The organism is Agathobaculum faecis, from assembly GCF_014287995.1.
GTDB lineage: Bacteria > Bacillota > Clostridia > Oscillospirales > Butyricicoccaceae > Agathobaculum > Agathobaculum ammoniilyticum.
The window spans coordinates 1-25,755 of the sequence record NZ_JACOPL010000019.1; the positions used below are offsets into that span (position 1 = coordinate 1).

Sequence of the window (25,755 nt, forward strand, 5' to 3'; positions counted from 1 at the left end):
CCTTGATACATATCTTCCTATCTGGCCAGCGCATTTTACCATCTGGCCGCTTTGGGTATGCCCTTTTTCTTTTCATCATTTTCTCCATTCCCCCTATTGACTTTTTATTTGCAGACTTTGCAGATGTCTTTTTTGTCATACCCATTTTTATTTGCTGTTTCTTTTAATTCCCTCTTAACAATGCTTTACAGGTTTTATTTGCAGACTTTCGGTTGCCTTGCTGACTTTGGCGTTAGTCCTGTTCCCGACAGATGAAAACGTGTCGGAAACATAAATCAGGGATGTAAATGACCGCCCTATTTTGCGGGCGGCGATTGAGGCAAAGGCCGATGTACTCCTTACCGGCGATAAAGTTTTTTTAGGATCTGGCGTAAAAATCCGGCGATTATGACACCGGCAGAATTTTTGAAATATTGTCTTGTTGAAAAGGCAGCGGGCCAGATAAAAAAACCGCGGCCCGCTGTGTTTACATCTGCTGAATCTCATTTTCAGCGTACGCTTGATTTTATCGCAGTAACCGTCAGGTAATCGGACGGATTGATAAATAGTGGAGGGAGTACGATAATGTCCCCATGACATACGTCAGTGACGACAGTGATGGGAAAGTGGGGACATTATGACGGTGAGGGAGGCAAAAGCCGAGGCCAACATGAACAGGTGGCAGTAATCATCACTGAATAAAGGCAAAGCGTGCAGAGTATAGTGGAATTCTGCACAGGACGGCAAATCACAACCGGCCTGTTCTACAGGTCGCAGAGAAAAGTTTTGAACCGGCTGATAGGAAGCCAAACGGGTTCAAACGAGGGGCGGTGGATTTGCTTTGCAGAATTGCCGCCGGTAGAAGCCTTTCCGATGCCGCAGTTGTCGTCAGCATCAGAACCACAAACGGAGATATCAAAAGAGGCGGTTGCCACGCTCCGCATAAGAGGTACTGAAATAGAGATTTACGCAAGAGCGGATGCAGTTTTAGTAGAGACGTTGTGCAGGGGGGATTCATGCTCAGTGACTTCAATGGAGCTATACCTTGCAGTTGGATATACGGATCTGCGAAAAGGGATTGACGGGCGGGCGGCTCTGGTGCAGCAGCAATTCGAACTTGATCCATTCACCAATACGCTGTTCCTTTTTTGTGGCCGGCGCAGAGACCGCATGAAAGCCTTCTATTTGGGAAAAGACGGCGTCTTACTCCTCTACAAACGTCTGGAGGAAGATGCTTCCATTGGCCAAGAAGCGGGAATATGGGTACACTATCGAACTCGCCACACTATTTATCAATCCGTTTATCAATCCGTCCGATTACTTGACGGTTACCAGAAACGTTTTTGTTCGGTCTTAGTAAACCTTCTTGTTGGATTCTTCTCTGGTCTTGCCGCCCGAACGTAGCCATGCCTCGTCAATCGGGTCGATGACATCCACCTCGGTCGTCAGGAATACCGACGCCATGGAAGCAGCGTTCTTCAGCGCCAGCTTTGTCACCTTGGCCGGATCAACAATGCCTACCTCTGCCATGCGGACAAACTCTCCGGTGATGACATCCAAGCCAACGCCATTTCCCTGCTTTACTGCTTCCGAGGCAACCACGCCGCTGTCAAATCCGGCATTCTGCGCAATCTGGCGCATGGGTTCCTCTAACGCCTCCATCACAACCTGTGCGCCGGAAAGCTCATCGCCGGTAAGCTGCTGCGCATACTTGCGCACCGCAGGAATCGCATTACAGAACGCAACACCTCCACCGGCAACAATACCCTCCGCAAGCGCGGCGCGGACAGCATTGAGAGCATCCTCAACGCGCGCCTTCTTTTCTTTCAGTTCGAGTTCGGATGCCGCGCCGACACGAATGACAGCAACGCCGCCTGCCAGCTTGCCGAGACGCTCCCGCGCACGATCCACTGCAAATTCATCTTTCGCCTCAGCCAGCATACGGCGGAGCTTTTCTATCTCCTCCGCAATCGCTGCCTTGTCGCCTGCACCGCCGACGATAATGGTCCGGTCCTTGCGGACAGTGACCTTCTCCGCCTCGCCAAGCATATCTACCGTCGCCTTTTTCAGATCATATCCGGTCTCTTCGCGAACGACGGTCGCGCCCGTGAGCAGAGCCAACTCATCCACCAGCGCCTTTTTGCGCTCCCCCACGCCAGGCGCACGCACCGCAACCGAGTCAATTGCACCCTGTAGCTTATTGATCACCAAAGCCTTAAGCGCTTCACCTTCCACATCCTCTGCAACAATCAGCAGCTTTCTGCCGCACTGCGCGACCTTGTCCAAAATTGGGATAATATCACCCAAACTGCTGATTTTCTTATCCGTAAACAAGATATAGGGATGCTCCAGCATAGCCTCCATCTTTTCCGTATCAGTAACCATGTACTCTGAAAGGTATCCCTTGTCAAACTGGCTGCCCTTCACAATCTCAAAGGAGGTATCCATAGTCTGCGAATCTTCAATGGTAATGACGCCATCCTGACCCACCTGATCCATGATCTCTCCCAGAATCTCTCCAGTCTGGCGGTCCGCACCGGAGATCGAAGCGACCTGCACAATATCCTCCTTGCCCTTCGGCAAGTATGCGCTTTCGCCGATCGACTGCACAGCCGCATTCACTGCACCCTGAATGCCCCGGCGAAGCCCCATCGGGTTCACGCCGGCCGCCATATTGCGAGTGCCTCCGCGGATAATCGCCTGCGTCAGCAGCATCGCAGTCGAGGTACCATCGCCGACGGCCTCGTTGGTCTTTTCTGCAACCTGCTTGAGCATCTGCGCGCCAAGATTTTCCGTGATATCGGCCAGTTCGAAGTCCTTGACAACGGCCGATCCCTCGTTTGTAACGAAAACCCTGTCACCGAAGCCGGCGACCATAACATTGCGCCCCTTGGGGCCGATGGTAGTTTTTACTGCGTCTGCCAGCTGATTCATGCCCGCTTGCAGACGCTTTCTAGCTTGATCGCCATAATATAAATCTCTTGCCATGTTGTGTTTACATCTCCCTGACTGCTTTCGCACAGATAGGCATGCGGAAAACACCGCATGCCTATTGTACTTACAAAGTATTTAGGAAAGGATTAAACCTTCTTTTCTATTATCTCACACTCGCTCGCTTCTTGCAAGGCCCCTCGCACATTAGCGTTTTCTTCAATCGTTCCCTCTCTGTCCTCTGCTTCCTTGATCGCTATGATCTCCGCATGGAGACCGCTGCGCTCGTCTTCCTTCAGCCACTTTAACAGGCCAAGCATCATACCGGCCAGAATCAGGAGGAATGGGGCGGAAATGATAATCGCAATGTACTTGATCGAGTCGAACGAAGCACCAACCAGCAGTACAGACATCGGGATGATCGCCAGCAGCACACAGAAGAAGATGCGAAGCGCCATCTTCGGCGTACCGCGCTTGGTTACGGTTTCCGCCAAAGCCAGAGAAGCGGAGTCCATGGACGGCGCGACGAAACCGACGATCAGCACCAAAATCAGGAACGGTAGAAGTGTCGAGCCCAGCGGCAGAGCCTTCAAAATCTCATAAATCGCTGCATCACCAATACCGCTTGCAACCAGGCCGGTTACGTCAACCATACCCTGGGTATGTGCATAAATCGAGAAGCTGCCGTCGATGCCGAAGATGCACATGCCGCCGAAGGACATGATAAAAATGGTGTAGATTGCAATCTCACGGATGGTTCTGCCTTTGGAAACCTTCGCAATGAAGATACCCATCATTGCAACATAGTTCAGGTAGAAAGCAACGAAGTAAATCGTCCAGCTTTCTGCAAAGCCTGTATTCGCGATCGGGTCGGTGAACAGCGCCATACGCGGCAGATCCTGAATCAGATAGCCCAGAGAGTTGACGATATTCTTGAAGATGAACGTCGTTGGCCCCATAAACAGTACATACAGCAGGAAGAAGATACACACGACAGAAGCGATATTACTGATCGTCTGCATACCCTTCTTCGTGCCGAGGAAAGAGGTAAACGTATAAACCAGCGCGATGAATACGATAACGCCAATCTGAACAGCCGGCGTCGCCTCGATACCCCAGAGCGTATTCAGGCCAGAAGTTGCCAGCGGTACACCAAGACCCAGCGAAGAGCTGAGCGCACCCAGAATGCCAAAGATGACCAGAAAGTCGATCACTTTGCCGATGATAGACTTCCCCTTGACCTTTTTGCCCAGCATTGCGCAGCATACCGCGCTCGTCTGGAAAGAAGGGAGTTTTCTGACATACACACCGTAAGCGATCGCCACGCCGGCAATCGTATACAGGGACTGGTTGACAAAGCCCCAGTGGAAGAACTGGTACGCCAGCGAGGACTCGAGCGCTTCCAGGCTTTGCGGCTCCATGCCAAGGCCGGGTGCCTGGTAGTAACTCGCCCATTCTACGAACGACCAGTACAGTGCAGCAGACGCCAGAGACGCCAGCAGCATCATAGCAAAATAGCTAAAGTTCGAGTATTCCGGCTTGCAGTTACCCAAGCGGATCTTGCCATATTTGCCAAAGCCCAGATAAAGGGATACCAGAAAAGAAATAAACGCAACCAGCAGGAAAAACGGCCCCAGCGCATCTATCATGACATTAAAGAAGTTCATGATCGTGTTGAGTGTTCCTTCCGCATTCACAACCATACAGATGATAAATGCAACCAGTATGGCTACGCTAACAATAATCAAGCCTACTTCTACATCAGCGTTTTTATTCTTTTTGGAGTCATTACCCATCTTCCTATTTCGCCTCCTCATAACGGTGGTAGGTTTTACGAGCTCAAAAGCGCTCTCATCAAGTCAGTAATCGGGCGGCTGGTGCGGTTTTCCACATCATAGCCTACATATACCGACTCACACAGGAGGATCAGGTCATCCTCACCTTGATGATAGATCTCAAACTGTATGGTAAAGCTTTTCTTGCCGATTTTGATCTTGCTGATACCAACTTCAAGCATGTCGCCCGCATATGCGCTGGAAACAAATTCATAGGTAGACTTTTTATGACATACCTCAGAGTCATGCTTTTCTGCCAGTTCTCGGTAGGAGTATCCCTTGGAACGGAGGAATTCCTCAAACGCCAAGTCGGTATATGCAACATAATTACCGTTGTAAACAATGCCCTGCTGGTCTACCTCGCCGTAGCGAACACGAAACGGAGGGCAAAAGTAAAAGCAATCACGCCTCATTATGGCTCTCCTCGCTTTTTTCTGTATTCTCTGGATCTGTTCAGGCGTTTTACTGCCGCACGCAGCGCGGCAGCAGAATTAGCCGAACGCTTACGGACCTTGTGTTTCAATGCACCTGGAGCGCAGACATCCACACAATAGCCGCAGTTAATACACGTCAAAAACGCTTTTCCAACCGCATGCGGATAGCCCTCTTCATCCACGCCGATGACACGCATCGGACAGATATCCACACAGGCATTGCATTTTACGCATTTTTCCTTGTCCGGAGAAATCAGTTCAACAGCTTCCACAACAAAATCCCCTTCAAAACAGAATCCATCCAACGTTCAATGTCCTTGTATACACCAGGCCATGAATATCAGATGGATCGTTTTACCTTTGATAGATCATCAACCTGCCTGGTGTATTGCACCCTCTGCGAGCAACTTGTCGATCCTCTCCTGATCATAGCCAAGGCTGTTCAAGATTTCGATGCTGTTCGCACCAGGGAATCCGGCCGTCGAAGCGTCCGGATCTACCGGAGTCTCGCTGAAGAGGATAGGCGTATTGGTCACAGTGTATTCCCCTACGCCAAGCTGATTGATCTGGGTAATTACATTCAGTGCTTTTGTTTGCGGGTTATTGTCAAACTCCTGAAGCGACTGCACCGCAGCAGCGGGTACGCCAGCCTCATGGAGTTTGTTTTCAACATCATATCTTCCCATTGCACCTGTTGCTTTTTCCAGTTCCACGATCAGCGCATCTCTGTTCTGCACACGCAGTTCGTTATTGCAGAACCTCGGATCCGCCGCCAGATCATCCACCCCAAGCGTATAGCAGAGGGTTTTCCACTCCCCCTCGCTGCTCACGGCAATGACAACATTGCCGTCCTTGGCAGCGAATTCGCCATAGGGCGCATACCAGACATAATGGTTGCCGGACTTTTCGGTGAACTTGCCGGTCGCCGAATGCTCTAGGACAGGAGCTTCACACATATAAAACGCACAATCGAGCATTGCGATGTCAACGCGAAGCCCCTTGCCGGTCTTCTGCTTATACAGCAACGCCATCGACAGGCCTCGCATCATCTGCAACCCCGCCCATGTATCGCACATGGAAAAACCAGGCTTAATAGGGGCATCGCCCGCCTGACCACTCTGCGCAACCAGACCGCTTCGGGCAGCAGCGATAATATCCATACACGGCAGGTGGGACAACGGACCATATGTACCGAATCCAGAAATAGATCCGTAAATCAGACTGGGATTGACTTCCACCATCTTGTCATAGCCGAGCCCCAGCTTTTCCAACGTGCCTGCCTTGAAGTTCTCAATGACAATATCTACCTGCGCAACCAGATCAAGGACAACCTTCTTGCCCTCTTCCGAACGCATATCAATTGCAATTCCCTTTTTGCCGCGATTATATTGACAGAAATATAGGCTGATGTCGTTGACATACGGGCCGTATTCACGGGAAATATCGCCGTTTCCGGGCCGCTCTACCTTGATTACGTCTGCTCCCATGTCTGCCAGCATCATGCCACAGAACGGTGCAGATAGAACTTGAGAAAAATCAAGAACTTTAATTCCTTTGAGAGGTCCCTTCTTCATTTTTCACTCCCCCAAACTCATGATCTCAGGCTTATCCAATACTACCGTTCAAATGACGCCTTCTCTATGCAGATTTTCCATCGCCGCGGCATCAATTCCAAGGGAGGTATAGACCTGCTCATTCTGCGCACCGATTTCGGGCGCCGCAGACAGCGGCTCCTCTTCCTCTCCGCAGAACTTGACCGGCTTGCCCGGCATCTCAAGTTCGCCAAGGTCGGTATCATTCACAGAAACAATCATGTTTCTTACACGCAACTGCGGCTGCTGCAGTGCTTCTTTGGTGGTACTGCACATCGTACCCGGGATAAGTGCCTGATCGCAGATATCGGCAATTTCCTGCATCGTGTAACCCGAGAATAGATCCTCCAGTTTAACACGCAGATCACCGAAATAGTGGTAACCCCTCACCAGATTGGAACAGTATTTTTCATCTTCTGTCCATTCCTTCGGACAGTTGAATGCATTACAGAACTTTTCCCACTGAGCGTCGGACGAAATCCCCATCGCCACATAGCCGTCCTTACATTTCAGGATGTCATAAGGGTTGATCAGCGGGTGTGCATTACCGGTACGCATCGGATCCTCATGCTCCGCGCCGTAGGTGATAACCTTATCTTCAGTGATGGCAACAGCCGAGCCACAAAGTGTCGTTTCCACTACCTGCCCCTCGCCGGTTTCTCTGGCATGATAAACCGCCAAGCACACAGCAGAGGAAAGGAAGCTAGCCGCGTAGTGCTCCGATATCGCAAAGCCAATGCGGGTGGGTGGTTTTTCCGGAAAACCAGTAAAATGCATCACGCCGCTCTTCGCCTGCGCAATCAGATCTAACTGCGGGGTATCCGCTTCGTCGCCTGTGGAACCGTATGCGGAAATGCGTCCGTATACAAGAGATGGTTTGATGACTGATAACACATCATATCCGAGCCCAAGCTCTTCCATTGTTTTGGGCGGGAAATTTTCCAGAACAACATCGGCCGTAGCCACCAGCTTTTTGAAAATCTCCTTCCCTTCCGGATGCCGCAGATCGAGCGTTATGCTCTTCTTTCCGCGGTCACGAAAGGCATGATGAACACTGGCACCATTTTTTAATGGTGCCAGTGTTCTCAGCGGGTCTCCACTGGGAGACTCCACCTTAATCACCTCTGCTCCGTAATCAGCCAATTCCATCCCGCAGTAACCGGAAAGTGTCATCAGGTCAAGAACTCTTATTCCTTCTAAAGGGAACATAGCAACCTCCTAATTACTGTAAGAAGCAAGCCTCACGGAAAATATTACTCCTCGTAAGCCCAGCCAGTATAGAGCTCGATGCCGCGCTTCTTAATCTGGCCACCAATGACGTTGCGCTGGATCTCGGAAGTGCCTTCCCAGATACGGTCAACGCGCTGGTCACGCCACAGACGCTCGACAGCATTCTCGCGCATGTAGCCGCGGCCACCCAAAATCTGAACGCCCTTGTCGGTTACACGGTTTACCATCTCGGAACACCACAGTTTGATCGCAGATGCACGGGCATGCTTCAGTTTGCGATCCATATCGCCCGAAATTTCCCAGCATACACGATAAAGCAGGCTCTTGGCCGCCATGATGTCCATGGTCATGTCAACCAGCATATGCTCGATGACCTGATAATCGCGGATGACGCGGTCGCCCTGTACACGGTTCGCAGCGAAGTCGTTGGCTTCCTTCAAAACACGCTCAGCGCCGCCTACACAGCGAGCCGCAATACCCAGACGTGCTTCCACAAACCAATCCTTGGTCATGTTAAAGCCTTCGCCAATTCCCTTCAGGATTTTGGACTCATCTACAACTACATCCTCGAACAGGAATTCCGGATGCTTGAATGCAAAGTGGTGGGTGAACTCAGGGGTGCGCTTAATGCTTACGCCCGGGGTGTCCTTCTCTACGAAGAATACGGTCGCCTTGTTCGGGTCGCCGTCGATGTGGGTGTGAACCAGCAGGTAGTCAGCGATGTTACCAACGGTCACGTACCACTTCTCGCCGTTGATCTTGTAGCCACCGTCACACTTAACAGCGGTGGTCTGGCACATGGTCGGGTCAGAACCAGCGTCCGCCTCCGTGATTGCATATGCATCGCGGCGCTTGCACTGACAGGTCGGGATCAGGTACTCTTCGATCTGCTCCTTGGTGCCGAACTTCATCGGGAAAGACGGCTGCGGAACAGCGTCCCAGATAGCGCCGGTGGACATACCAAGCTGCTCACTGATCAGAGCCTGCTCAAACAAGGTGTAGCCGGTGCCTCCGTGCTCTTTGGAATGGTTGGTAGCGTTGAACCCCCACTCCATTACCTGCCCGTTAATGTACTTATGGCTCTCAGGACTCAGACCGTTGTTCTCCTCAACTTCCATCTCGTACGGGAACAGGACCTGCTCAGTAAACTCTCTTGCCTTTTCCTGCAGCGCGCGATGCTCTTTGCTCAGTTTGAAATCCATAAATATGCTTCCTTTCTGAAATGAAATCAATTCGTCCGAATTCGGTTTATCCGTGTTTTGTTCGTCCGCTCTCGGATGATTCTATTATAAAATATTCCAAAAAAAAATCAAGTGCTTCCTCAATCTTTTATGCAATTTGTATGTTTGAACAAAAATACATACCCTAATTTGTGCATTAGTAAATGTCATTCTGCACTTTCTATTTTTTCTAGATTTTTTTACATGCCGCCCTGTGCAAAAACAGCGTAATTATACGCAGTCTGAAAGGTTACGGCGCTCCCACTTCACTTCCGATTTCTAGCCTTTTTTCATGTCAAAGTATAAAACTATTGACGGTCTTCGGCAAATATGTTATTCTAACATACATATGCTGAGAAGAGGTGATGGTAAGTGGACGAGCGGGAGAGTAATCTGTTCGACAGGTTTTATAAAAGCTGGCGCGGGATAGAGGTCGCGTATGAAAAGATTGCGTCAGACTGTGGCGTTACCACCAACGTCATGTATATTCTTACACTACTGTACAAAAATTGCGAACCGATGACACAAAACGAGCTGAGCAAGGAACTGCATTTATCCAAGCAGACTGTGACCAGTGTGGTGGATAGTCTGGAAAAACGCGGCTGGGTCACCCGTAGCATTGACCCCAACGACCGACGCAACCGAATCGTAACCCTCACGGAAAGCGGCCGAGAAACTGGGCGCCATATTGGCAGAACAATGCGTCGTGCCGAATTCTCTGCGTTCGAAATGCTTCCGGACGAGGAGAAGCTCAGTCTGGTCAACAGTATGGAAAAGCTGTGGGATGGGTTTGCACACCTTTGGGCATAGGATGCGGTATTCACGCCATTTTCTATCGGCACGATGAAGTGCCTGTTCATTATTTGCTCCTTATTGGAAGAGCAAGGATAAACAACTTTTACATCCAGTGGATCTTTTTTCCATTGGATGTTTTTCATTTTTATGCATTCGATGCTTATTCAGCAAAAGCCGGCTCATAGAGCTTGGGATGCATGGAAAATCCCCTTTCCGCATGACATCCTGAATTCCTTTATAAGTATAGCGCAGTCTTACTTCTGAGCGTTTTCTTTCTTCTCTAACTCGCTCAATCTTAGCAAAGTATCCTCTATTTCCGCCAGACACAGCTTATGTTTGAGCTGCTCAATTTCGATTTGCGCCCACTCCAGTTCAGTGCAGGGAAGTTGGTCTTTCTTGCGGCAACCGCGCCGATCCTCCAAGCCAGCTTCTCCATTTGCTCAAAGGAAAGCGTCCTACTACGCACCTGCTGGCAAATCACCCGGCACTTTAACGCCATCTCGCCGTAGTTCATCCCGCTTTTAATCCCGCATATCACAAAATTTACTGAAAATGGCTTGTCCCGTTGTTTTTTTGCCTCATTTTGTTCTTATAGGATCGCAGGTATAGAAACCCCACCATACGCAAAAGCATAGATTTTATGCGAGTCTGCGACCTGTTTGTACTTTCGGGATTGCAACAGAGGAGAAACCCATCCCTACTTCCGCAGTCACTGTTACAGATGAGACGCAGGTTCTTCCCAACCGTGCGCTCTATATATGGCACCATCAAGGCGATCGCCAAAGATACGGATGGATCTATCACTCGTCTGCACATGATCTCGGATCGCTATGGCGAGTTATCATGAATATCACGGAGCAAACCGCGTGGAACGCCAGAGGAAACCATACGTCTGGTGATCCCGCTAAGTTGCAGGAGGAGCAGAGCCTTTATGTGTTCACAGCGCCGTGGAGACCCGTTCTCTGTCGTCCCAATCTGCTGCCCGTGGTCTGGGATATCCCCATAGACACCGGTGCTGCCTAACTCCACAAGGCGGAGGACATTTCTTTAAGATTACTATCGATAATGGTGGGTCGCACACCTTAGCCGATAAGGACACTGCACTGTCTGTCCATGGATCGGATGAGACTATTGCGTTGGAGAATATTCAGGCAGGTGACCAGATGATAGCTTGGTATGAAGGCTATGCCGCCGCCTATCCTGCGCACCCCCACGGCGAACTGGTTCAGATGATATATGCGCAGGCTGGTAAGCCTGTTGTGAACTTTGCCATGGATTACGCTGATGTCATACCGGACGTGGCGTATGCTGATTCCATTCGCTGGTCCTCCAGCGAGAATCCGGTCAGCGGATACGAAAACGGCATGTTTGGCATACAGGACACTGTGACCAGAGAACAACTGGTGGCAATCCTCTGGCGCTATGCCGACACCTCTATACTGGCGGATTATCCCGACCTGAGTTAGCCCATTGACGCGGACAAGATTTCCCGCTTCGCCCAGCCCGCGGTTGCTTGGGCTCATCAGAAGGAGGATATCACAGCCGTGGATGATGTCCTAGTGTCTCAGGATAGCGTTATCCACGACTTGGCCGAAACCGTTCTGACCGCTCTTGCCCAACAGTGGTCCAACCCTTTTTCACTCAGCTTATAAATCATCAAACAGGCATCTATGCACTACCACGTCTGAATGCCTGTTTGTAATGATATTCATGGGAAAGCGGCTCTACTCTGTGAGTTTATTTAAAAACGCGCTCAGTCTATACTCATCCAAGAGCGCCATAGAATACCAAATGGGATAGAAAGCGAAATCCATCCTATCATATGCCCAGACTACTATCCGACTATCGGAAAACCAAGATATGCAGACTGTCTGGTAAACTTCAAGACGGAAAAGTCCTCTTACAAGACCCAGCACAGCATTGAAAACAGGTGATTGTTGAAAGCCACCATGAGCCGATTATCAACAAGGAAACACGGAAACGGGTGCAAAAACTTCGCAATCAGCGAAACGCCCCAACTGCTATGATGAAGTGGTGCTGCTCTCTGGGATTTTGTTTTGCGCCGACCGCGGTCATGGGATGTATCAGCAGAGATACCAGACGGGCAAGCGGCAGCAGGATTGCTACACCTGCGAGAGTTACAAGAATCAGACAGGGGACTACACCGCCCATTTTATCCGTACCGACCTATTGACCGCGGGCATCCTCTCCAATCTCCGGCAAGTAACGGAATATACCGCCAAGCACAAGAGCTGTTTTGTGAAGCTACTTTATCCAGCAGAACGAAATCGGCAGCAAGAGAAAGGCCACAGCCGCCACCAAGCAGCTTGAACCGGCGTAGGAACACACGTTTACATACCTTCCCATAGAAGCAGGGCTTTCACTTCGGGCAGGAAGAAGATGTGCCCGGCAAGCTGGTAAAATTCCGCTTCCCCATGCCCCCCGACCTCTGGGACAATGCTCTCCACGGTGGCTCCTCTGGTAATAAGGCGATGGACGTGTTTCTGCCGCTCGCCTTTTTCATAATACTGCTTGCGCTGTTCCAGCCGCTTAGCCCGGTGCTGGTATTGCTGCAATTTGGCTTCATTTTCGGCGTACTCCCGCCTAAGCTCGTCTAACTCTTTGCCCATGGTGGTTGACCTCCTTTAGCTGAAAATGGGTAAAACAATGACCGTTCTCTGGGGCGTTCACGGTGAGCGGTTAGGGTGTCGGTTTTGGTTTTCAGACCCGCCGAACCGATGTAGCCGCGTAAGCGGGTGTATCGGTTCGGCGGGTGCGCAGGGTAAGCGGCGTAAGCCGCGCAAGGGGTGCAGCTCCTTGGACGGAGCGTAGCGACGCATAGGCGGCAGGGTTGTCTCCATCTGCAATCCACCGCTTTGCCTCGCAGAGCGCACTTCTATTCTGTACATGGCCGTTAGGCTATGTATAGAAGTGTGCCTTTCTTCCAGAAGGGCAGTTTATGGGCGGCGGCTCTGGAAGTGATTATGGCCGTTCACGGCCTTTGTCTTGCCCTTCAAAATGGCCGTTTCCGGCAAATACTTTTTCCATACGCTGACGGGTGCTGTCCTGATGGAACAGCAGCTTCAAGAATAAACTGACCTGTTCATCCGTGACAGCTTCCGTGTTGGGAATGTAGCTTTCCAGCATGGCGGCTCTGGTGCAAACCCGGTGCGTCCGTTCCTTCCGGGTGAACTTCTTTCTCTGGTGTTCCAGTATCTTTTCTTCGTGCTGCGCCCTCCGCAGCCTTGCTTCGGTTTTCTCTATCTCTTGATTGAGTTTTTCCAACTTTTCATTCATAGACGACTGTCCCCCTTGTTTGGGATAAGCACATATATCTCGTTGGGTTCTCCAAATCCCTGACGTACCCGCCGTATCAGTCCGGCCTCCTCCAATTCATTCAGGGAACGCTTCACGGTCATGGCGCTGCGGGCAAGTGCCGCCGCAGCTCCACAATGGGGAAATGGATAAATAAAATCCCGTTGGCATCCTCTATGCCGGATAAGAAAATCATATCCAACATCCGGGCGTACATGACTTTGGCGGTGCTGCTGATCGGGAGCTGCAGCATGGCTCTCAGCAGCAGCATACAGGGCAGCAGGGCAGTGTCTACGGTCATAAACTCAACTTCCATTCAATCGGTAGCCTCCTTTGCTTTTCGTTTTGGGCCGTTTGGAAAGATAATAGGGCAGTCCAAAATGACTGCCCTGAAACTCTGCTTACAAGCGCGTTGGCATTTCCGGCAAAGGTCGTTGTAGGCTCTGCGCTCCTGGTCATTGAGGAAGAAAGCAAGTTCCTTCTTCATCTTCTTTGACATTCTCGGCATAGTGCCTCCTTAATGAAAAATCCGCCCATTTCAGCCGCAATAGCTGGGTAGCAGATTCTATTATCGTGTTCCGTGGCGATTTTCGGGGTAAAACTGGCTTTTAAGCCGTCTGGAAATCCCCTGTAGTATTACGGGTAGGGCAGACTATGCTCTATCGGGTTGTTGTGTTTTGGTATCGATTCGATGTTCATTTTCGCCGTTTCTCCCTGATGTCGTTCCTGCCCCCCAGCTCTCATAACGGCGTTTCGCTTCCTTTGGTACGCTCGTTGCGATTAGGGGTTCCTCCATTTCCCCGCCGCAGGTCATGGCGCTACATCACCGGGTAGCCTATCCCATACAAGCCGGTCATTCGATTGGAATAATCCATCGATGAGCTACCTGTATCATAGAATATTTTTGTGACTTGTGCTGTATGTCCACAAAATAGGATTTCTGGAAGAAAAACAGAAATTTCCACGATTACGGAAAGTATGGTATAATCCAGTTAAGCAGTGGGAGAACAGCCGCCTGGAAGGCGTGCGTGTCCATGATAAGAGCGACTACCATACAGGAACGCCTTTGGGAGTTACGCAAGGTTAAAAGCTTAAAGTTGGAAGAACTGGTGGAGCAGACCGGCATTTCAATCTGCCCCCGCCAGCTATGAAGCCAATGACTACAAAGAAATCAACCACAGAAATCTTGTCACGCTGGCAGACTTCTACGGGGTATCTGTTGATTATCTGCTGTGCCGGCCGGAGAACAGGGAGCAGGCTAATATGCCTTTAATGGAATTGCACCTGACGGATGATATGGTGGCGCTGCTGAAAAGCGGACGTATCAACAATCAGCTTCTATGTGAGATTGCTACCAATGATAATTGAGCAGCTTATGATCGACACGGAGATTTACATAAACGGTCACGTCACCGCTACCTTCCGCACCCTTTATGAGTCTTTGAGAGAACAGCGACAACTTATTACCCGTAAATATAAGCAGGCGGAAAATGACTTCTATTCGCAGACGATTCTTGCCGCAGAAGTAAAGAAATAAAATTTCTTCTGCCATGTGACACACAAAACATGGGGCGCCATTCTCCACGACATACGGAAAGCCCATGAGCATGACATTGACACCACGCCGGATTATTCCGCTGCAAAGAAAGTGGCTTTGGAAATCCGTAAAACTATCCAATCCTCTGGGGATTATCTCGAAAAGGTGTGGGCGGTCATTTTCAATATGCACGGACTTGACTTTTACCAACTGCCACCGGATGAACAGAAGATGCTGTAAAAATCTCCCAATACCCCAAACAGCCCCTTCAATTTCCGGCGCAAGAAGAAATGAAAAGCAGCTGTCTACGGATTTCGCGTCCGTTGGCGGCTGCCGTTTTATCTGTATTCAATTTTTATATTAGTGGTATTATTACCATACTTTTTCTGCAATCCGCTTTATAAGGGCTAATTTTTCCCACTGTTCTTCATCTGTTAATTTGTTTCCAATTTCGCAGGAAGCAAAACCACATTGCGGACTTAAACATGGATTTTCGATGGTAATAAACTGAGTTGCCTCGTGAATACGGGCAATAATGGCTTTTTCATCTTAAAGGTCAGGTGATTTAGATTTTATCAATAGTAAGCTTTATCCATGCTCCTGATTTGGTCCCGCACCTCATCTTCCGATATGCCGTCGCATTTGACCACACGCTAAACACGGAAGCCTGCAGCGCGGCCTACAATCACACGGCTTCCCTGGCTGGTAATATGCAGTACAGCTTCCTGCTGTGCCCTGAATGTCATACGCTCTACTGAAATGCTGCAGTTTCCCATCTCCAGGTTAGGCTGTCCCAAGCATAGAGAGTGCAGCAGGCTGTACGGATGTTTTTCATCCATATCCTGAAGGAAGTTAAGAGCCAATCCGCTCTCTTTTGCGACCACAACCAACAGTTTTTTATCATAATAAGGAATACGCAGCTTTTGCGCAATTTTCTTTTCGATCTCACGGCCTCGGCTTCCGAACCACCATCCGACTGTGATAATTATTTTTTCCATAACGTCGCTCTTAAAAGTCTGACTATGTACTTTTTAAGTAGTAATAGAAGAAATCATGCAAAATGTCAAACCCAATAAAAGATGGCTTTTTCAAGATAAAATATATAAGGATTCGCTAACATATCAAATGATATTGCACAATAAAATTTATATATGGTTATCTTGACAACACTTATTTTTACGCATTATAATTAGTCTTGATTTAGACTAATTGAAAGAGGGCAGAGTATGGAAAAGCTCTATCAGCTCAGCGATAGCTATAATGCGATATGGCTTGAAACAAGTCAGTTATATGAAGCATGGGCACGACAGCGGGGAATATCGTTTTATGAGTTGTTGGTGATTCTTTCTATCACTGAGGCGGATGGCAAGGTGCTTCAAAAAGATATATGCCAACGATTTACGATTCCAAAACAAACGGTGAATACTGTTATTAAAACGCTGATACGCAAAGGATGGCTGGAGCTGGAGGTTTCCGAGCAGGATCGCAGAAGCCGGAATCTCTGTCTGACGGCTGAAGGCAGGGAAAACACCGCGCAGATCGTACAGGAACTCCAGAACCATGAAGCTCAGGTTTGGCTCCAGTTAGGGCTGGATCGGGCGGAACATCTGATTGAATACACCGCCCTATACAACCGGTATTTCAGAGAGGTCAGTGACAAAAATGCACGTTCGTAAGGAATTTTTCCGATATGTAATCCCTGCTATGCTAGCATTTGCGCTATCCGGCATCTATGCGATTGCCGATGGCTTTTTTGTTGGAAATGCGCTGGGAGATGGCGCTCTGGCTGCTGTCAACATGGCTTTTCCATTGACGGCTCTCCTTCAAGCAATAGGAACTGGCATCGGCATGGGCGGCGCGATTGAGTACGCAATTAACGCTGGGAACAGAAATGAGAGCAGGGGCAGGCAGTACATGGGTATGGCCATCGTCCTGCTGAGCGGATTCAGTATTCTCTTTACTATCCTGTTTCTGTTTGTCGGCCTGAATATCCTGGGACTGTTCGGTGCGTCGGGCGAGATACTGGACTATAGCAGTGAATATTTGCGCTTTGTCAGCTATGGTGCAGCATTTCAAATTGCTGGCACCGGTCTGGTTCCTTTTATCAGAAATATGGGTGGAGCTGTCATGGCTATGGCGGCCATGGTAACCGGCTTTGTCACGAATATTGTTCTGGACTATCTCTTTGTATGGGTGTTCCCTTGGGGAATGATGGGAGCAGCCATCGCCACAGCCATCGGTCAGGCAATGACCTTCTTGGTGTGTCTTGTATTTTTTATCTTCAAAAAAAGCGCCCCATCCTTCCGGTTCGATGGAGATGGGAAATCTCTTGCAGTCCGCATCTTGAGCGTAGGACTTTCCCCCTTTGGGTTGACCTACTCGCCCAATATTACGCTGATCCTGCTTAATAAGAGCGCTGTAATCTTTGGCGGAAATATTGCCGTGACCTGTTATGCACCCATCAGTTATATTTCTTCGGTGGTCATGCTGCTGATGCAGGGCGTCAGCGATGGAAGCCAGCCGCTGATCAGCCTAGCTTATGGCGAGGGGAAGCACCGTATTACAAAAGCAGTGCGAAACCTAGCGTATCGGTTTGCTTTTGGGGTTGCGGCAACCTGTTCGGTTATCCTTTTCCTACTGCGGGGCAGCGCCGCATATTTATTTGGCGCTTCTGAGCAAATAGCAGCACTCGTTGCTCAAATCTTACCGATCTTTATTATTGGCTTCATCTTTGTTAGTGTATCCAGAGTAACCACTGCTTATTTTTACGCAACGGGAAGAAATCTATGGGCCTATATCTTGATTTATGGAGAGCCGCTGACGCTTTGTATTTCACTTTTAATCCTTCCCAATGCCATGGGAAACGTAAACGGGACCTGGATTTCGGTTCCTTTATCTCAAATTGTCGCGATGCTACTCAGCTTGCTTTTGATTCAAAGAAACAGAGCGCGGGAAAAACAGCAACAGCTTATGAAACAGAATCAGGCAGCAAATGGAGACAGAGCATCTGACATATCAGATGAAGAGAAAGACGGATAGGAAGCAATGGCTTCTTATCCGCCTTTTTCTGCTATTATTTCGCAGCGTTATTGGGAAACTTTCCAGCCGGCAGCTTCCTGCCTATCCGTTACAAAATCGGCGTACAGGCTTTTCCGCCATAGTAGCGGAGACAATCCGGTCATGGGTTTCTGTCTTATCCTTTGGCATGCTTTCCTTCTTGTTGAAGAGTTTTCCGGGTGCATCGGCCCCGCGTGCTCTATTGCTATGTGATTCTCAGCGCACGTCACCGGTGGAAGCGCAAGCCATCCTGATCCTGTTTCAAATACCTCGTACTCCCGTACTTTGGAAGGACTCCTCGGCGGGGTGCCGTCCGCCTAGCTGAGCTGACCCAGCTGGATACCACCATCTCTTTTCGTATTCACATGTTCTGAAAGCAGGACCATCTCTGAAGGGGGGACGCGGTGTGTTGCTTGGTTCCGTCTCCACCGGCTTACGAGAGCCAACCCTGTTTTTTCCAACGCCGGAACTCCCGCAGTACCAACACCAGGGAGAGGAGAAAGGAAACCACGTCGGCAACGGGGGCTGCCAGAAGCGCCCCATTGAAGCCAAAGGTCTGGGACAGCAGCAGTGCCAGGGGAATCAGCACCACAGCCTGCCGGATTAAGGGAATGGCCAGCGCCTGCACGGGCTTCCCAATCCCCTGGAAAAAGGAGGCGGTAGCCATGTGAATCCCATAGAGGAAAAAGGCCAGCATGTAAACTCGGAAGATGTGCTGGCAGGCATCTAGGTACACTGGGTCCCCTGAGACAAACAATGTGCCAATGGCCCGGGGGAAGAGCTGATAGACCGCAAACCAGCCCACAGACACCACCAGCGCAATGGTGGCCGCCATACGGTAGGTGGCCCGCACCCTGTCATACCGTTTGGCGCCGAAATTGTAGCCGTTGATGGGCTGGGTGGCTGAGGACACTCCCACGAACATGGCGTGGGCAATCTGGTACACCTTCATCACCATGCCATAAACCGAAAGCGCCACATCCCCGCCATAGGCCGTCTGGGCCCCATACCGGGTCATCAGGTTGTTCATGGTCACTTGGACGGCAGCGGTCATAATCTGCGTGAGGAAACTGGGGATGCCCAGCTTAAAAATCCGACCCGTGAGGGCCGCCGTGGGACGCAGCCAGGCCCGGCGAATCCGCACCGACTGAAGCCGCCGCAGATAGGCTAGGCACAGACCGCCGGCCGCCACCTGTCCAATGACGGTGGCAATGGCGGCCCCCACCACCCCCATGTGCAGACCGAAAATGAAAACAGGGTCCAGCACCGTGTTGATCACCGCCCCTAAAATCATGCACTTCATGGTGTATTTGGGGTTGCCGTCCGCCCGGATGATGGCCGTGAGAGCAGAGCTGAAGAGCAGGAAGGGCAGCCCCCAGACGATGATCCGGGTATAATCCAGAGACGCCTGAAAGGCCGTCTCCGTGGCCCCGAACAACAGGACAATCTGCCGGGCAAACAGGCTTCCCCCCACCGCTAGGAAAACCCCCGCGGCCACCAGCAGGGTCACGGTATGGCTGGCGGTCCGGTCCGCCTCCTCTTGCTGCCGGCGGCCCAGGCAGAGGCTCATATTCGCCGCGCAGCCGTCCCCGATCATCAGTGCCAGGGCAATGGTGACAATGGTCAGGGGAAAGGCCACGTTGGTGGCGGCCATCCCCATAACCCCCACCCCCTGGCCGACAAAGATCTGATCCACAATGTTATACAAGTAGTTGACCATCAGGGTCAGGGCTGTGGGGATCGAGTACCGACAGATCAGACGGCCGATGGGTTCGGTCTCTATAGGATTCTGTTTCCGTTGGGGTTGTTCCATAGCTCCCGCTCCTTTCTTCCACGGCGGGGCAGACGGGCAACAAAAAGCACCCGGATACGCCCCTGATCTCAGGGCCGCCGGATGCCATCCCAAGCTCACGTTACAGACAACAAGGGGATGGGAGGCCGCCCGTGACACGCCGCAACCTCTTTCTTCTCCCATCCAGACCAACTGTTGGCTTCGGACTTTCACCGAATCAGCGCATGGCTCGCGGGCTTTGACCGCCAGTAGAGAATACCTCGTTTCCGAAGAAAGCATTTCTTTTGCTTTAGGATAGCACACCTTCCCCACCTGTGTCAATGGAAATTTTCCTAAATAAGGGTAAAAACATTTCATCTTTCCAAAGCAGGTAAGCCGTGCTATATTAAAGGAGAAATCAGGTCAGAGTAATTCGTGTCAGAGTAACCCGCCCAGGAGGCAGTCTGCCTGTCTGGACCGCACACCAGCTCCGTACTTGATTCATCACCTGACTTAGACCATGCAGAATCCACTATCGGATACTGTATGGTCTTTTTTTGCGTCAAAACCGAGAATGGAGGAAAAAGACTATGAGCGAACAGAACAACAGCATGAACGGAATGGATCCTGGGACCGGAAATAGCCTGGAGGAGCTTTTCGGTTCCGCACTCCCGCCGTTAGACCTTGGGGATCAGATACCCGCATCAGCGCAGACGATGCAGCCCCAGCCAGTGCCGGTTGAAAGCCAGCCGGCCGCAGCTCCGGAAGCGCAGCCGCAGCCCATTCCCCAGCAGGTGGAGCAGGCCCAGCCGCAGATGCAGCCACCCCAGGCTGTGCCGAACCGCGCAGGGCAGCCCAGTATGCAGCAAACGCCGCAGACAGGCCCCGTTCCTGCACCGCAGGCGGTACAACAGACAGCAGGCCCCGTAACGCAGGCAGCCCCCACTGCACCAGTACAGCAGCCTGCAGCAGCGCCCACCCCGCAGCCCGCGGCCGGCCAGGTCATAGACCTGTTTGGCGCGGTCGCGGAGGACGGTGTGGAGGCGCGCCTCGCACGGCTGGCCAACGCCGCCCCTGTATTCGAGTACGGCTCTATCCGGGAGGATATCACAGACCCCGCCATGACCTTTGAACAGCTCCGCGTCAAAATGTCCGCGGACTGCCCTGAGCTCGAAGCACGCAGCCATGTGTCCTGGACTGTGGGCTACGCCGGTATCACGGAGCGGGTATCCAGCGCGGACGCGAGTATCTTCGAGACAAAGGCCAAAATCGAAAAGGGCAGGAAATTTAAGGACGCACTGAAAAAGCTGAAGGAAAAGGACAGGGATCCGGTATGTACCGTCAAGCCTACGGTCACGGCCCAGAAAAAGGGCGTGCTGCGCTTCCCAGGCTACAAGGGGCTGTTCTGCAGCACAGAACAGGCGGAGCAGTCGGATAAGGCTATCGCATACATCCCCGCACAGGACGGCAGGGTATACGAAATGCGCCGCAACGGGATCGGCACATTTATCGCGCCGTCCCAGCATATTGCGGAGCTGGAGGGCGTCCGGTCAGGCTTTCGCATGAGCCTGCCCCGCCTCCCGGCGGCTCTGCTCGCGCAGATCATCGCATTTTTCCGGCGCGTGTGCGTGGACTGCGGCAGGGATGTCGAGGCGCTGGTCAATGTACTGTGGGACCGACAGGGACGCCAATACGTCCTGCACGTCCCGCCGCAGCGCATTGACAAGGCCAGCGTGGAGACGGACCTCTCGCAGCAGCCGGACCCAGAGCGGTACCTGCACGTCATGGACGTGCACTCGCATAACACGATGGCCGCCCGCTTTTCCCGTACAGACGATGCAGACGAACAGGCCACGCGCCTGTACATGGTCATCGGCCGCCTGGACCGGTATTATCCGGACATCCGCTGCCGCTTTGCGTGCGGCGGCCGCCATGTTGAGGTACCGGCGGAGCAGGTCTGCGAGCGGACAGACGTCCCTTTCGCCCCTGAGTGGCTGAAAGCCGTTCAAGAAACCGGCCTGAAGGAGGCGGCGTGATGCGCTTCCCTGTCTCCTGCCCCATCCATATTGTGATGCTCGGCTGCGGCGGCACGGGCGGGCATATCGCCCCGCACCTGTACCGCCTGCTGTATTCGGTGTTCCGCCCTTCCACGGCCATCCTCTGTGATGGGGATCTGGTGGAAAAGCGTAACCTTGTCCGGCAGAACTTCGTCTCCTGCGACCTCGGCCGCAATAAGGCGGAGGTGCTCGCGGAGCGGTATTCGGCAGCGTTCGGTATGGGATGCCGGTATGTGCCGCACTACATCGAAAGTGAAGATGAACTAAGGCAGCTGCTTTATCCTGATTATGCAGACGCGCTCGTGATCCTGCTCGGCTGCGTGGACAACAACCGCAGCCGGAGGATGTGCAACGAGGTGTTTTACCACGCGCGCGACCTGGTCTACATCGATTCCGGCAACGGGTTGGCGAATGGGCAGGTCGTGTGCGGCGTCCGCAAGGGCGGGCGCACACTGCGCCGGCCGGTGGCGGGCTTCTATCCGGATATCCTGGACCCAACGGACAAATTCCCCAGTGAGCTGCCCTGCGCGGAGGCTTCCGTCTCCTCGCCGCAGGCCATGACGGCCAACCTCATGGCGGCCACGCTTACACTGTGCATGCTGTATAACATCATCGCGGGCGGCGAGCTTACCACCCGCATGACTACCTTCTCCAGCAAGACAGTGAACGTCCGGCCGCTGCTCCCGAAACGGAGGGCGGCATGATGGAGCAGATCCGGTATGCCTGCGGCCGTCTGGGCGAGCTTGCGCAGGATATCCGCTGGCGCGCCGGCCAGCTCCCCGCCCTGCGGGAGGCCGGCGGCACGGCGGAACTGCGGCAGATCGCCCAGCAGATACAGAAGCTGGCATCCGCCCTCCATGAAGCAGCGCTCCTGCTCGAAGAGCTGGACCTGCCCAGGGTCCCTGCCTATACGGCGCAGCTCAGCGCGGCGGTATCCGGTTTCCATATCCAGACGCCGGATTACAGCAAGCTGCTAAAAGCGTTTTCGGACTGGCTGGCTTACATCAAGCCGGTGCTGCCGGATGCGGGGACAAAGACCGTGTCCACATCCGTGATCGGACGGCAGATGAACAGCGTCCGCCTCGGGTACTATCCCACAGACCCGGCGCATGTCGCGTATATCCGCCGCGCTTTGGTGTTCCCAGAAGGCAAAACGGTGAACCTGCTGGACCCCTGCTGCGGGGAAGGCAAGGCCCTCCATCAGCTTGGGGACGTCGGGAACGCCGTGACCTACGGCGCAGAACTGGATGACAGCCGCGCGGAGGCAGCGCAGGAACAGCTGGACCACGTCGCGATGGGCAGCTACTATTTCTCCCGCATCTCGCGCAGCGCGTTCCATCTGCTGTTCCTCAACCCGCCGTACCTGCAGGTGTACGGCGGCGCGCGGAGCGAGAAACGCTTCCTCGGCGAGGGCTATGACCACCTGATGCTGGGCGGGGTGCTGGCCTACATCATCCCCTATTACCGTCTCACCGAGGACGTGTGCCGTTTTCTTGCCGCCCACTTTGACAGTTTGATGGCGTACCGCTTCTGTGAAGAGGAGTTCCGAAAGTTCCGGCAGATCGCGGTGCTGGGCGTGCGCAAGCCGCGCGCGGAGAACCCGCGCATGGCGCGGCTGCTGGAGCTGGCGTCGCTGTCTCCGGATAAGCTGCCTACGCTGGACCAGATCCCACCGGGCAGTTATCCGCTGCCGGATGCAGAGAAGGCTGTTCCCCTGTTCCAGGGCGCTCGGTTCAATGTGCGCGAGCTCGCGGACCAGATGCGCCGCATGGGCAGTATGCTGCCGCAGAAGTCCACGCTGGACGGGCGTGAAAAGCGCCCGCTCCTGCCGCTCACCATCGGCCAGATCGGCCTGGTGGGCGGCTCCGGCCTCATCAACGGGCTGATCGAGTGCGGCGCGCCGCATGTCCTGAAAGGCCGTGTTGTAAAGGCGGTCCGCCGGCGCACCGGCGAGCAGTACGACGAGACAGACGGTACGACTACCACAGAGATTGTCGAGACGACGAGCAATAAGATGGTGTTCAATGTGCTCACGCCCCAAGGCGTGAAGCTGCTGGCTTAAAGGTATAGATTACATCATCGGCGATTTGCGGAATGATGTGGTATTGCCTTAAAGGAGGATACGATTTTGAAACAGTCAAAGGAAAGAAAAGCGACCCATGTCCGCTTCCCATATGGAAAGCTTGTCGCAACGCGGCGTATCACGGAGGAACTGGACGGTATGACAATCAGCTGCCTGCTCACACGCCACCTGCACTGTGACTGGGGCGAACTGTGCGAAGAGGACTGGAAGATGAATGACGCCGCTGTGCGGAAGGGTGAACGCCTGCTCTCCGCGTATAAGATCGGCGGAAAAAAGGTGTTCATCATCACCGAGTGGGACCGCTCCGTGACCACCATCCTGTTTGCGGACGAATATTAATGAGAAAGGACAGGAAGATGCTGAAATTGAACATGACGGATTTTATCCGCAGTCTGGACAGCCTGCCGGAGAGCAATGAGAACGAACCGCTGTTCGGCACAGGGTATCTTACGGAACACGTCGCCCTGCCGTTCCTGTTTGGGAAGGATATTTCCCTGTATGAAATAGACTGGGGTGCTTTCCAGCCGGAGGACGCCCACGACATGTATTACCGCTGCGGAGAAGCAGACAGCCTTGGCGGCCCGGTCCTCCAGCTGTACCAGCCCGCAGTTTATACAAAGCCGGCGCCCCAGCCGCAGATCTTTTATGTCTGAGGGGGCGATATTCATGCGGAGCTATGAGGACTTGCAGTACGCATTCCTGCAGCTGGAGCTCGCAGCCCGGTACCAGGAGGCCGGCAGGCTGGAGGGGTTCATCCGGAACACTGGAAATGCGCTCTGGGGTGATGAGGACTTCCTCTATACCTACTGGTATGAGCTGCTCAATGCGCTGGCGGACTTCGTTGATATCCGAGAAGACGAGGATACGCTCATCTGCCGGATGTACTTTTCGGACGCCGTGATACAGGACTATTTCCGCTTTGCGCAAAGGCACGCGGAACAGGCCGGTATCCCGCTCAAGCAGGACGTTTACTATCTGGACGCGCTCTCGTATTTCAATAACACCATGCTGGATTACTGCCCGTACAGCTGCTGGTTCCGCCTGGTAACACAGACACACCATGAATGCGGGTTTGGCTTATCTGTCTGGATATATGAGGACCAGTTTACGGACTGGGAACCCCTGCTGGCCGGCCTGCTGGATGTGATGGCGTATTTCCGCTCCAGTATGGAGATATTGGCCTCGGACGATAAGACAGGACAGGTCATAAGCTTTTCGCATCCCGCGCAGGCAAAGGAGGCGGCATGATGGCTGGAAGCATCCGCAAGGCTGTGCTGCTTCTGGACCCGCTGAAAAGCGCGGTGAAGACCGAGCTGATCCGCGAAGACGGCACACGTGAAGTCAGGCATATCCCCGGAGACGCGCTGTTGAGCGGGCTCGAGGCGCATACCCAGATGGCCCCTGTGCGGAGCGGCCTGCTCCCGCCGGGCGTCGTCTCGCTCACCGCGTATCCGGACGGCTGGGACGTGACGCTCCAAAACGTCACGGACCGCTGCACGGTCTGGTACCACAAGACCGTGTATCCGGATTTCCCGCTGCCTCGCCTTTTGCTGCGGTGCAGAATGAAAGGCGGGATGCTGAACGGTTTCCAGATGGCGGTTTGTGATGCGGGCAGCCTTTCCCCTGAGACAAAGCTGTACCGCTTCCCGTTCCCAAACGTCAACGGTTTTTCGCTCTGCGTGGGGACCAACCAGTTTACTGGCTACGATACGCTGTGGAAGCTGCGCGGGCTCATGCACCGCGTACTCTCCCTGCCCTTTGGGGACGATTATTATAAGCCGGACTGCACAAGGCTCGGCCTGTCCGCGCGGGAGCTGTTCGAGCACCTGAAGGACAAAGATCCCGCCTACTATTACAGCGACGTGCTGATCCCGAACGGGAAAACACTTACGGATTTCATCGGGGGAGGTGTATGACGA

Annotated in this window: 27 protein-coding genes, 3 pseudogenes and 1 riboswitch; of the genes and pseudogenes, 15 read left to right on the forward strand and 15 right to left on the reverse strand. The window is 52.6% G+C overall.

Annotated features, from left to right (window positions below):
* Positions 1–765: 765 nt before the first annotated feature.
* Positions 766–1,383: an IS66 family insertion sequence element accessory protein TnpB gene (gene tnpB, locus H8S45_RS13900; RefSeq protein WP_147574256.1), complete on the forward strand. Its 618-nt coding sequence runs from the start codon at positions 766–768 to the stop codon at positions 1,381–1,383.
* On the opposite strand, the gene groL is transcribed toward tnpB, so the two are convergent.
* From groL to H8S45_RS13935, 7 genes are all read right to left on the reverse strand, one after another.
* Complete coding sequence (gene groL / locus H8S45_RS13905) at positions 1,333–2,967, reverse strand: chaperonin GroEL (protein ID WP_054327876.1); 1,635 nt, start codon at positions 2,965–2,967, stop codon at positions 1,333–1,335. The genes tnpB and groL overlap by 51 nt on opposite strands.
* Before the next feature lie 92 nt (positions 2,968–3,059).
* Entirely contained in the window at positions 3,060–4,706 is a 1,647-nt protein-coding gene (locus H8S45_RS13910) for a BCCT family transporter (protein ID WP_054327875.1), read from the reverse strand.
* Between the two features lie 35 nt (positions 4,707–4,741).
* Complete coding sequence (locus H8S45_RS13915; RefSeq protein ID WP_054327874.1) at positions 4,742–5,158, reverse strand: acyl-CoA thioesterase; 417 nt, start codon at positions 5,156–5,158, stop codon at positions 4,742–4,744.
* Positions 5,158–5,451 (reverse strand): 4Fe-4S binding protein, encoded by a 294-nt coding sequence (locus H8S45_RS13920; protein ID WP_054327873.1) that lies wholly within the window; start codon positions 5,449–5,451, stop codon positions 5,158–5,160. Before H8S45_RS13920 ends, H8S45_RS13915 begins: the two co-directional genes overlap by 1 nt.
* 99 nt (positions 5,452–5,550) lie before the next feature.
* Positions 5,551–6,753 (reverse strand): CaiB/BaiF CoA transferase family protein, encoded by a 1,203-nt coding sequence (locus tag H8S45_RS13925; RefSeq protein ID WP_082397281.1) that lies wholly within the window; start codon positions 6,751–6,753, stop codon positions 5,551–5,553.
* A gap of 48 nt (positions 6,754–6,801) precedes the next feature.
* A complete protein-coding gene (locus H8S45_RS13930; RefSeq protein ID WP_147574255.1) occupies positions 6,802–7,980 on the reverse strand; it encodes a CaiB/BaiF CoA transferase family protein in 1,179 nt (392 codons plus the stop codon).
* A 44-nt stretch (positions 7,981–8,024) separates the two neighbouring features.
* Positions 8,025–9,203, reverse strand: a complete 1,179-nt coding sequence (locus H8S45_RS13935) for an acyl-CoA dehydrogenase family protein (protein WP_054327869.1) — start codon at positions 9,201–9,203, stop codon at positions 8,025–8,027.
* A gap of 390 nt (positions 9,204–9,593) precedes the next feature.
* Between H8S45_RS13935 and H8S45_RS13940 the strand changes: the two genes are divergently transcribed.
* The gene (locus tag H8S45_RS13940) at positions 9,594–10,031 is read left to right on the forward strand and encodes a MarR family winged helix-turn-helix transcriptional regulator (protein WP_054327868.1); all 438 of its coding nucleotides are present in this window, start codon (positions 9,594–9,596) and stop codon (positions 10,029–10,031) included.
* A 239-nt stretch (positions 10,032–10,270) separates the two neighbouring features.
* Here the strand turns inward: H8S45_RS13940 and H8S45_RS13945 are convergent, their stop codons facing one another.
* Positions 10,271–10,438 (reverse strand): hypothetical protein, encoded by a 168-nt coding sequence (locus tag H8S45_RS13945; protein WP_153802394.1) that lies wholly within the window; start codon positions 10,436–10,438, stop codon positions 10,271–10,273.
* A 741-nt stretch (positions 10,439–11,179) separates the two neighbouring features.
* Between H8S45_RS13945 and H8S45_RS13950 the strand changes: the two genes are divergently transcribed.
* Positions 11,180–11,482: an S-layer homology domain-containing protein gene (locus tag H8S45_RS13950; protein ID WP_186950258.1), complete on the forward strand. Its 303-nt coding sequence runs from the start codon at positions 11,180–11,182 to the stop codon at positions 11,480–11,482.
* A 393-nt stretch (positions 11,483–11,875) separates the two neighbouring features.
* Positions 11,876–12,354, forward strand: a pseudogene (locus H8S45_RS13955) (recombinase zinc beta ribbon domain-containing protein); the annotation flags it as partial.
* 13 nt (positions 12,355–12,367) lie between these two features.
* On the opposite strand, the gene H8S45_RS13960 reads toward H8S45_RS13955, so the two are convergent.
* The 5 genes and pseudogenes from H8S45_RS13960 to H8S45_RS16435 all read right to left on the reverse strand — a co-directional run bounded on the left by H8S45_RS13960 (position 12,368) and on the right by H8S45_RS16435 (position 13,839).
* On the reverse strand, positions 12,368–12,646 hold the full coding sequence (locus tag H8S45_RS13960) for a DUF3847 domain-containing protein (RefSeq protein ID WP_054327864.1): 279 nt from the start codon (positions 12,644–12,646) through the stop codon (positions 12,368–12,370).
* Between the two features lie 352 nt (positions 12,647–12,998).
* Positions 12,999–13,313, reverse strand: coding sequence for a DUF3847 domain-containing protein (locus tag H8S45_RS13965; RefSeq protein ID WP_054327863.1), 315 nt, complete (start codon positions 13,311–13,313; stop codon positions 12,999–13,001).
* Positions 13,310–13,435 (reverse strand): hypothetical protein, encoded by a 126-nt coding sequence (locus tag H8S45_RS16990; protein ID WP_442908787.1) that lies wholly within the window; start codon positions 13,433–13,435, stop codon positions 13,310–13,312. Before H8S45_RS16990 ends, H8S45_RS13965 begins: the two co-directional genes overlap by 4 nt.
* Positions 13,432–13,647 (reverse strand): hypothetical protein, encoded by a 216-nt coding sequence (locus tag H8S45_RS16995; protein WP_442908786.1) that lies wholly within the window; start codon positions 13,645–13,647, stop codon positions 13,432–13,434. Before H8S45_RS16995 ends, H8S45_RS16990 begins: the two co-directional genes overlap by 4 nt.
* Positions 13,637–13,839, reverse strand: a pseudogene (locus tag H8S45_RS16435) (hypothetical protein). Before H8S45_RS16435 ends, H8S45_RS16995 begins: the two are co-directional and overlap by 11 nt.
* Positions 13,840–14,365: 526 nt before the next feature.
* Here H8S45_RS16435 and H8S45_RS16940 point away from each other — a divergent pair.
* A pseudogene (locus tag H8S45_RS16940) lies at positions 14,366–14,737 on the forward strand (helix-turn-helix domain-containing protein); the annotation flags it as partial.
* A gap of 248 nt (positions 14,738–14,985) precedes the next feature.
* Positions 14,986–15,108 (forward strand): hypothetical protein, encoded by a 123-nt coding sequence (locus tag H8S45_RS16800; protein ID WP_316960514.1) that lies wholly within the window; start codon positions 14,986–14,988, stop codon positions 15,106–15,108.
* 413 nt (positions 15,109–15,521) lie between these two features.
* On the opposite strand, the gene H8S45_RS13980 is transcribed toward H8S45_RS16800, so the two are convergent.
* Positions 15,522–15,866 (reverse strand): cytidylate kinase-like family protein, encoded by a 345-nt coding sequence (locus H8S45_RS13980; protein WP_054327861.1) that lies wholly within the window; start codon positions 15,864–15,866, stop codon positions 15,522–15,524.
* Between the two features lie 228 nt (positions 15,867–16,094).
* Here H8S45_RS13980 and H8S45_RS13985 point away from each other — a divergent pair, with 228 nt between their 5' ends.
* The gene (locus H8S45_RS13985) at positions 16,095–16,544 is read left to right on the forward strand and encodes a MarR family winged helix-turn-helix transcriptional regulator (protein WP_054327860.1); all 450 of its coding nucleotides are present in this window, start codon (positions 16,095–16,097) and stop codon (positions 16,542–16,544) included.
* Positions 16,531–17,907 carry an MATE family efflux transporter gene (locus H8S45_RS13990; protein WP_186950260.1) on the forward strand — a complete coding sequence of 459 codons (1,377 nt, stop codon included), beginning with the start codon at positions 16,531–16,533 and terminating at the stop codon, positions 17,905–17,907. Before H8S45_RS13985 ends, H8S45_RS13990 begins: the two co-directional genes overlap by 14 nt.
* Positions 17,908–18,358: 451 nt before the next feature.
* Here H8S45_RS13990 and H8S45_RS13995 read toward each other — a convergent pair whose 3' ends face one another.
* Positions 18,359–19,738 carry an MATE family efflux transporter gene (locus H8S45_RS13995; RefSeq protein ID WP_186950262.1) on the reverse strand — a complete coding sequence of 460 codons (1,380 nt, stop codon included), beginning with the start codon at positions 19,736–19,738 and terminating at the stop codon, positions 18,359–18,361.
* A 146-nt stretch (positions 19,739–19,884) separates the two neighbouring features.
* A riboswitch (FMN riboswitch) is annotated at positions 19,885–19,995 on the reverse strand.
* A 291-nt stretch (positions 19,996–20,286) separates the two neighbouring features.
* Here H8S45_RS13995 and H8S45_RS14000 point away from each other — a divergent pair.
* The 7 genes from H8S45_RS14000 to H8S45_RS14030 all read left to right on the forward strand — a co-directional run bounded on the left by H8S45_RS14000 (position 20,287) and on the right by H8S45_RS14030 (position 25,752).
* The gene (locus H8S45_RS14000) at positions 20,287–21,732 is read left to right on the forward strand and encodes a Mov34/MPN/PAD-1 family protein (protein WP_054327038.1); all 1,446 of its coding nucleotides are present in this window, start codon (positions 20,287–20,289) and stop codon (positions 21,730–21,732) included.
* Positions 21,732–22,457, forward strand: a complete 726-nt coding sequence (locus tag H8S45_RS14005; protein WP_054327039.1) for a ThiF family adenylyltransferase — start codon at positions 21,732–21,734, stop codon at positions 22,455–22,457. The genes H8S45_RS14000 and H8S45_RS14005 overlap by 1 nt, the downstream gene beginning before the upstream one ends.
* Positions 22,454–23,815 (forward strand): DUF6094 domain-containing protein, encoded by a 1,362-nt coding sequence (locus H8S45_RS14010; RefSeq protein WP_186950265.1) that lies wholly within the window; start codon positions 22,454–22,456, stop codon positions 23,813–23,815. The genes H8S45_RS14005 and H8S45_RS14010 overlap by 4 nt, the downstream gene beginning before the upstream one ends.
* A 66-nt stretch (positions 23,816–23,881) precedes the next feature.
* A complete protein-coding gene (locus tag H8S45_RS14015) occupies positions 23,882–24,175 on the forward strand; it encodes a hypothetical protein (protein ID WP_243182485.1) in 294 nt (97 codons plus the stop codon).
* A gap of 17 nt (positions 24,176–24,192) precedes the next feature.
* Positions 24,193–24,489, forward strand: coding sequence for a hypothetical protein (locus H8S45_RS14020; RefSeq protein WP_147574599.1), 297 nt, complete (start codon positions 24,193–24,195; stop codon positions 24,487–24,489).
* A 13-nt stretch (positions 24,490–24,502) separates the two neighbouring features.
* Positions 24,503–25,084: a hypothetical protein gene (locus H8S45_RS14025; protein ID WP_054327044.1), complete on the forward strand. Its 582-nt coding sequence runs from the start codon at positions 24,503–24,505 to the stop codon at positions 25,082–25,084.
* Positions 25,081–25,752: a hypothetical protein gene (locus tag H8S45_RS14030; RefSeq protein ID WP_152959432.1), complete on the forward strand. Its 672-nt coding sequence runs from the start codon at positions 25,081–25,083 to the stop codon at positions 25,750–25,752. Before H8S45_RS14025 ends, H8S45_RS14030 begins: the two co-directional genes overlap by 4 nt.
* Positions 25,753–25,755: the final 3 nt, after the last annotated feature.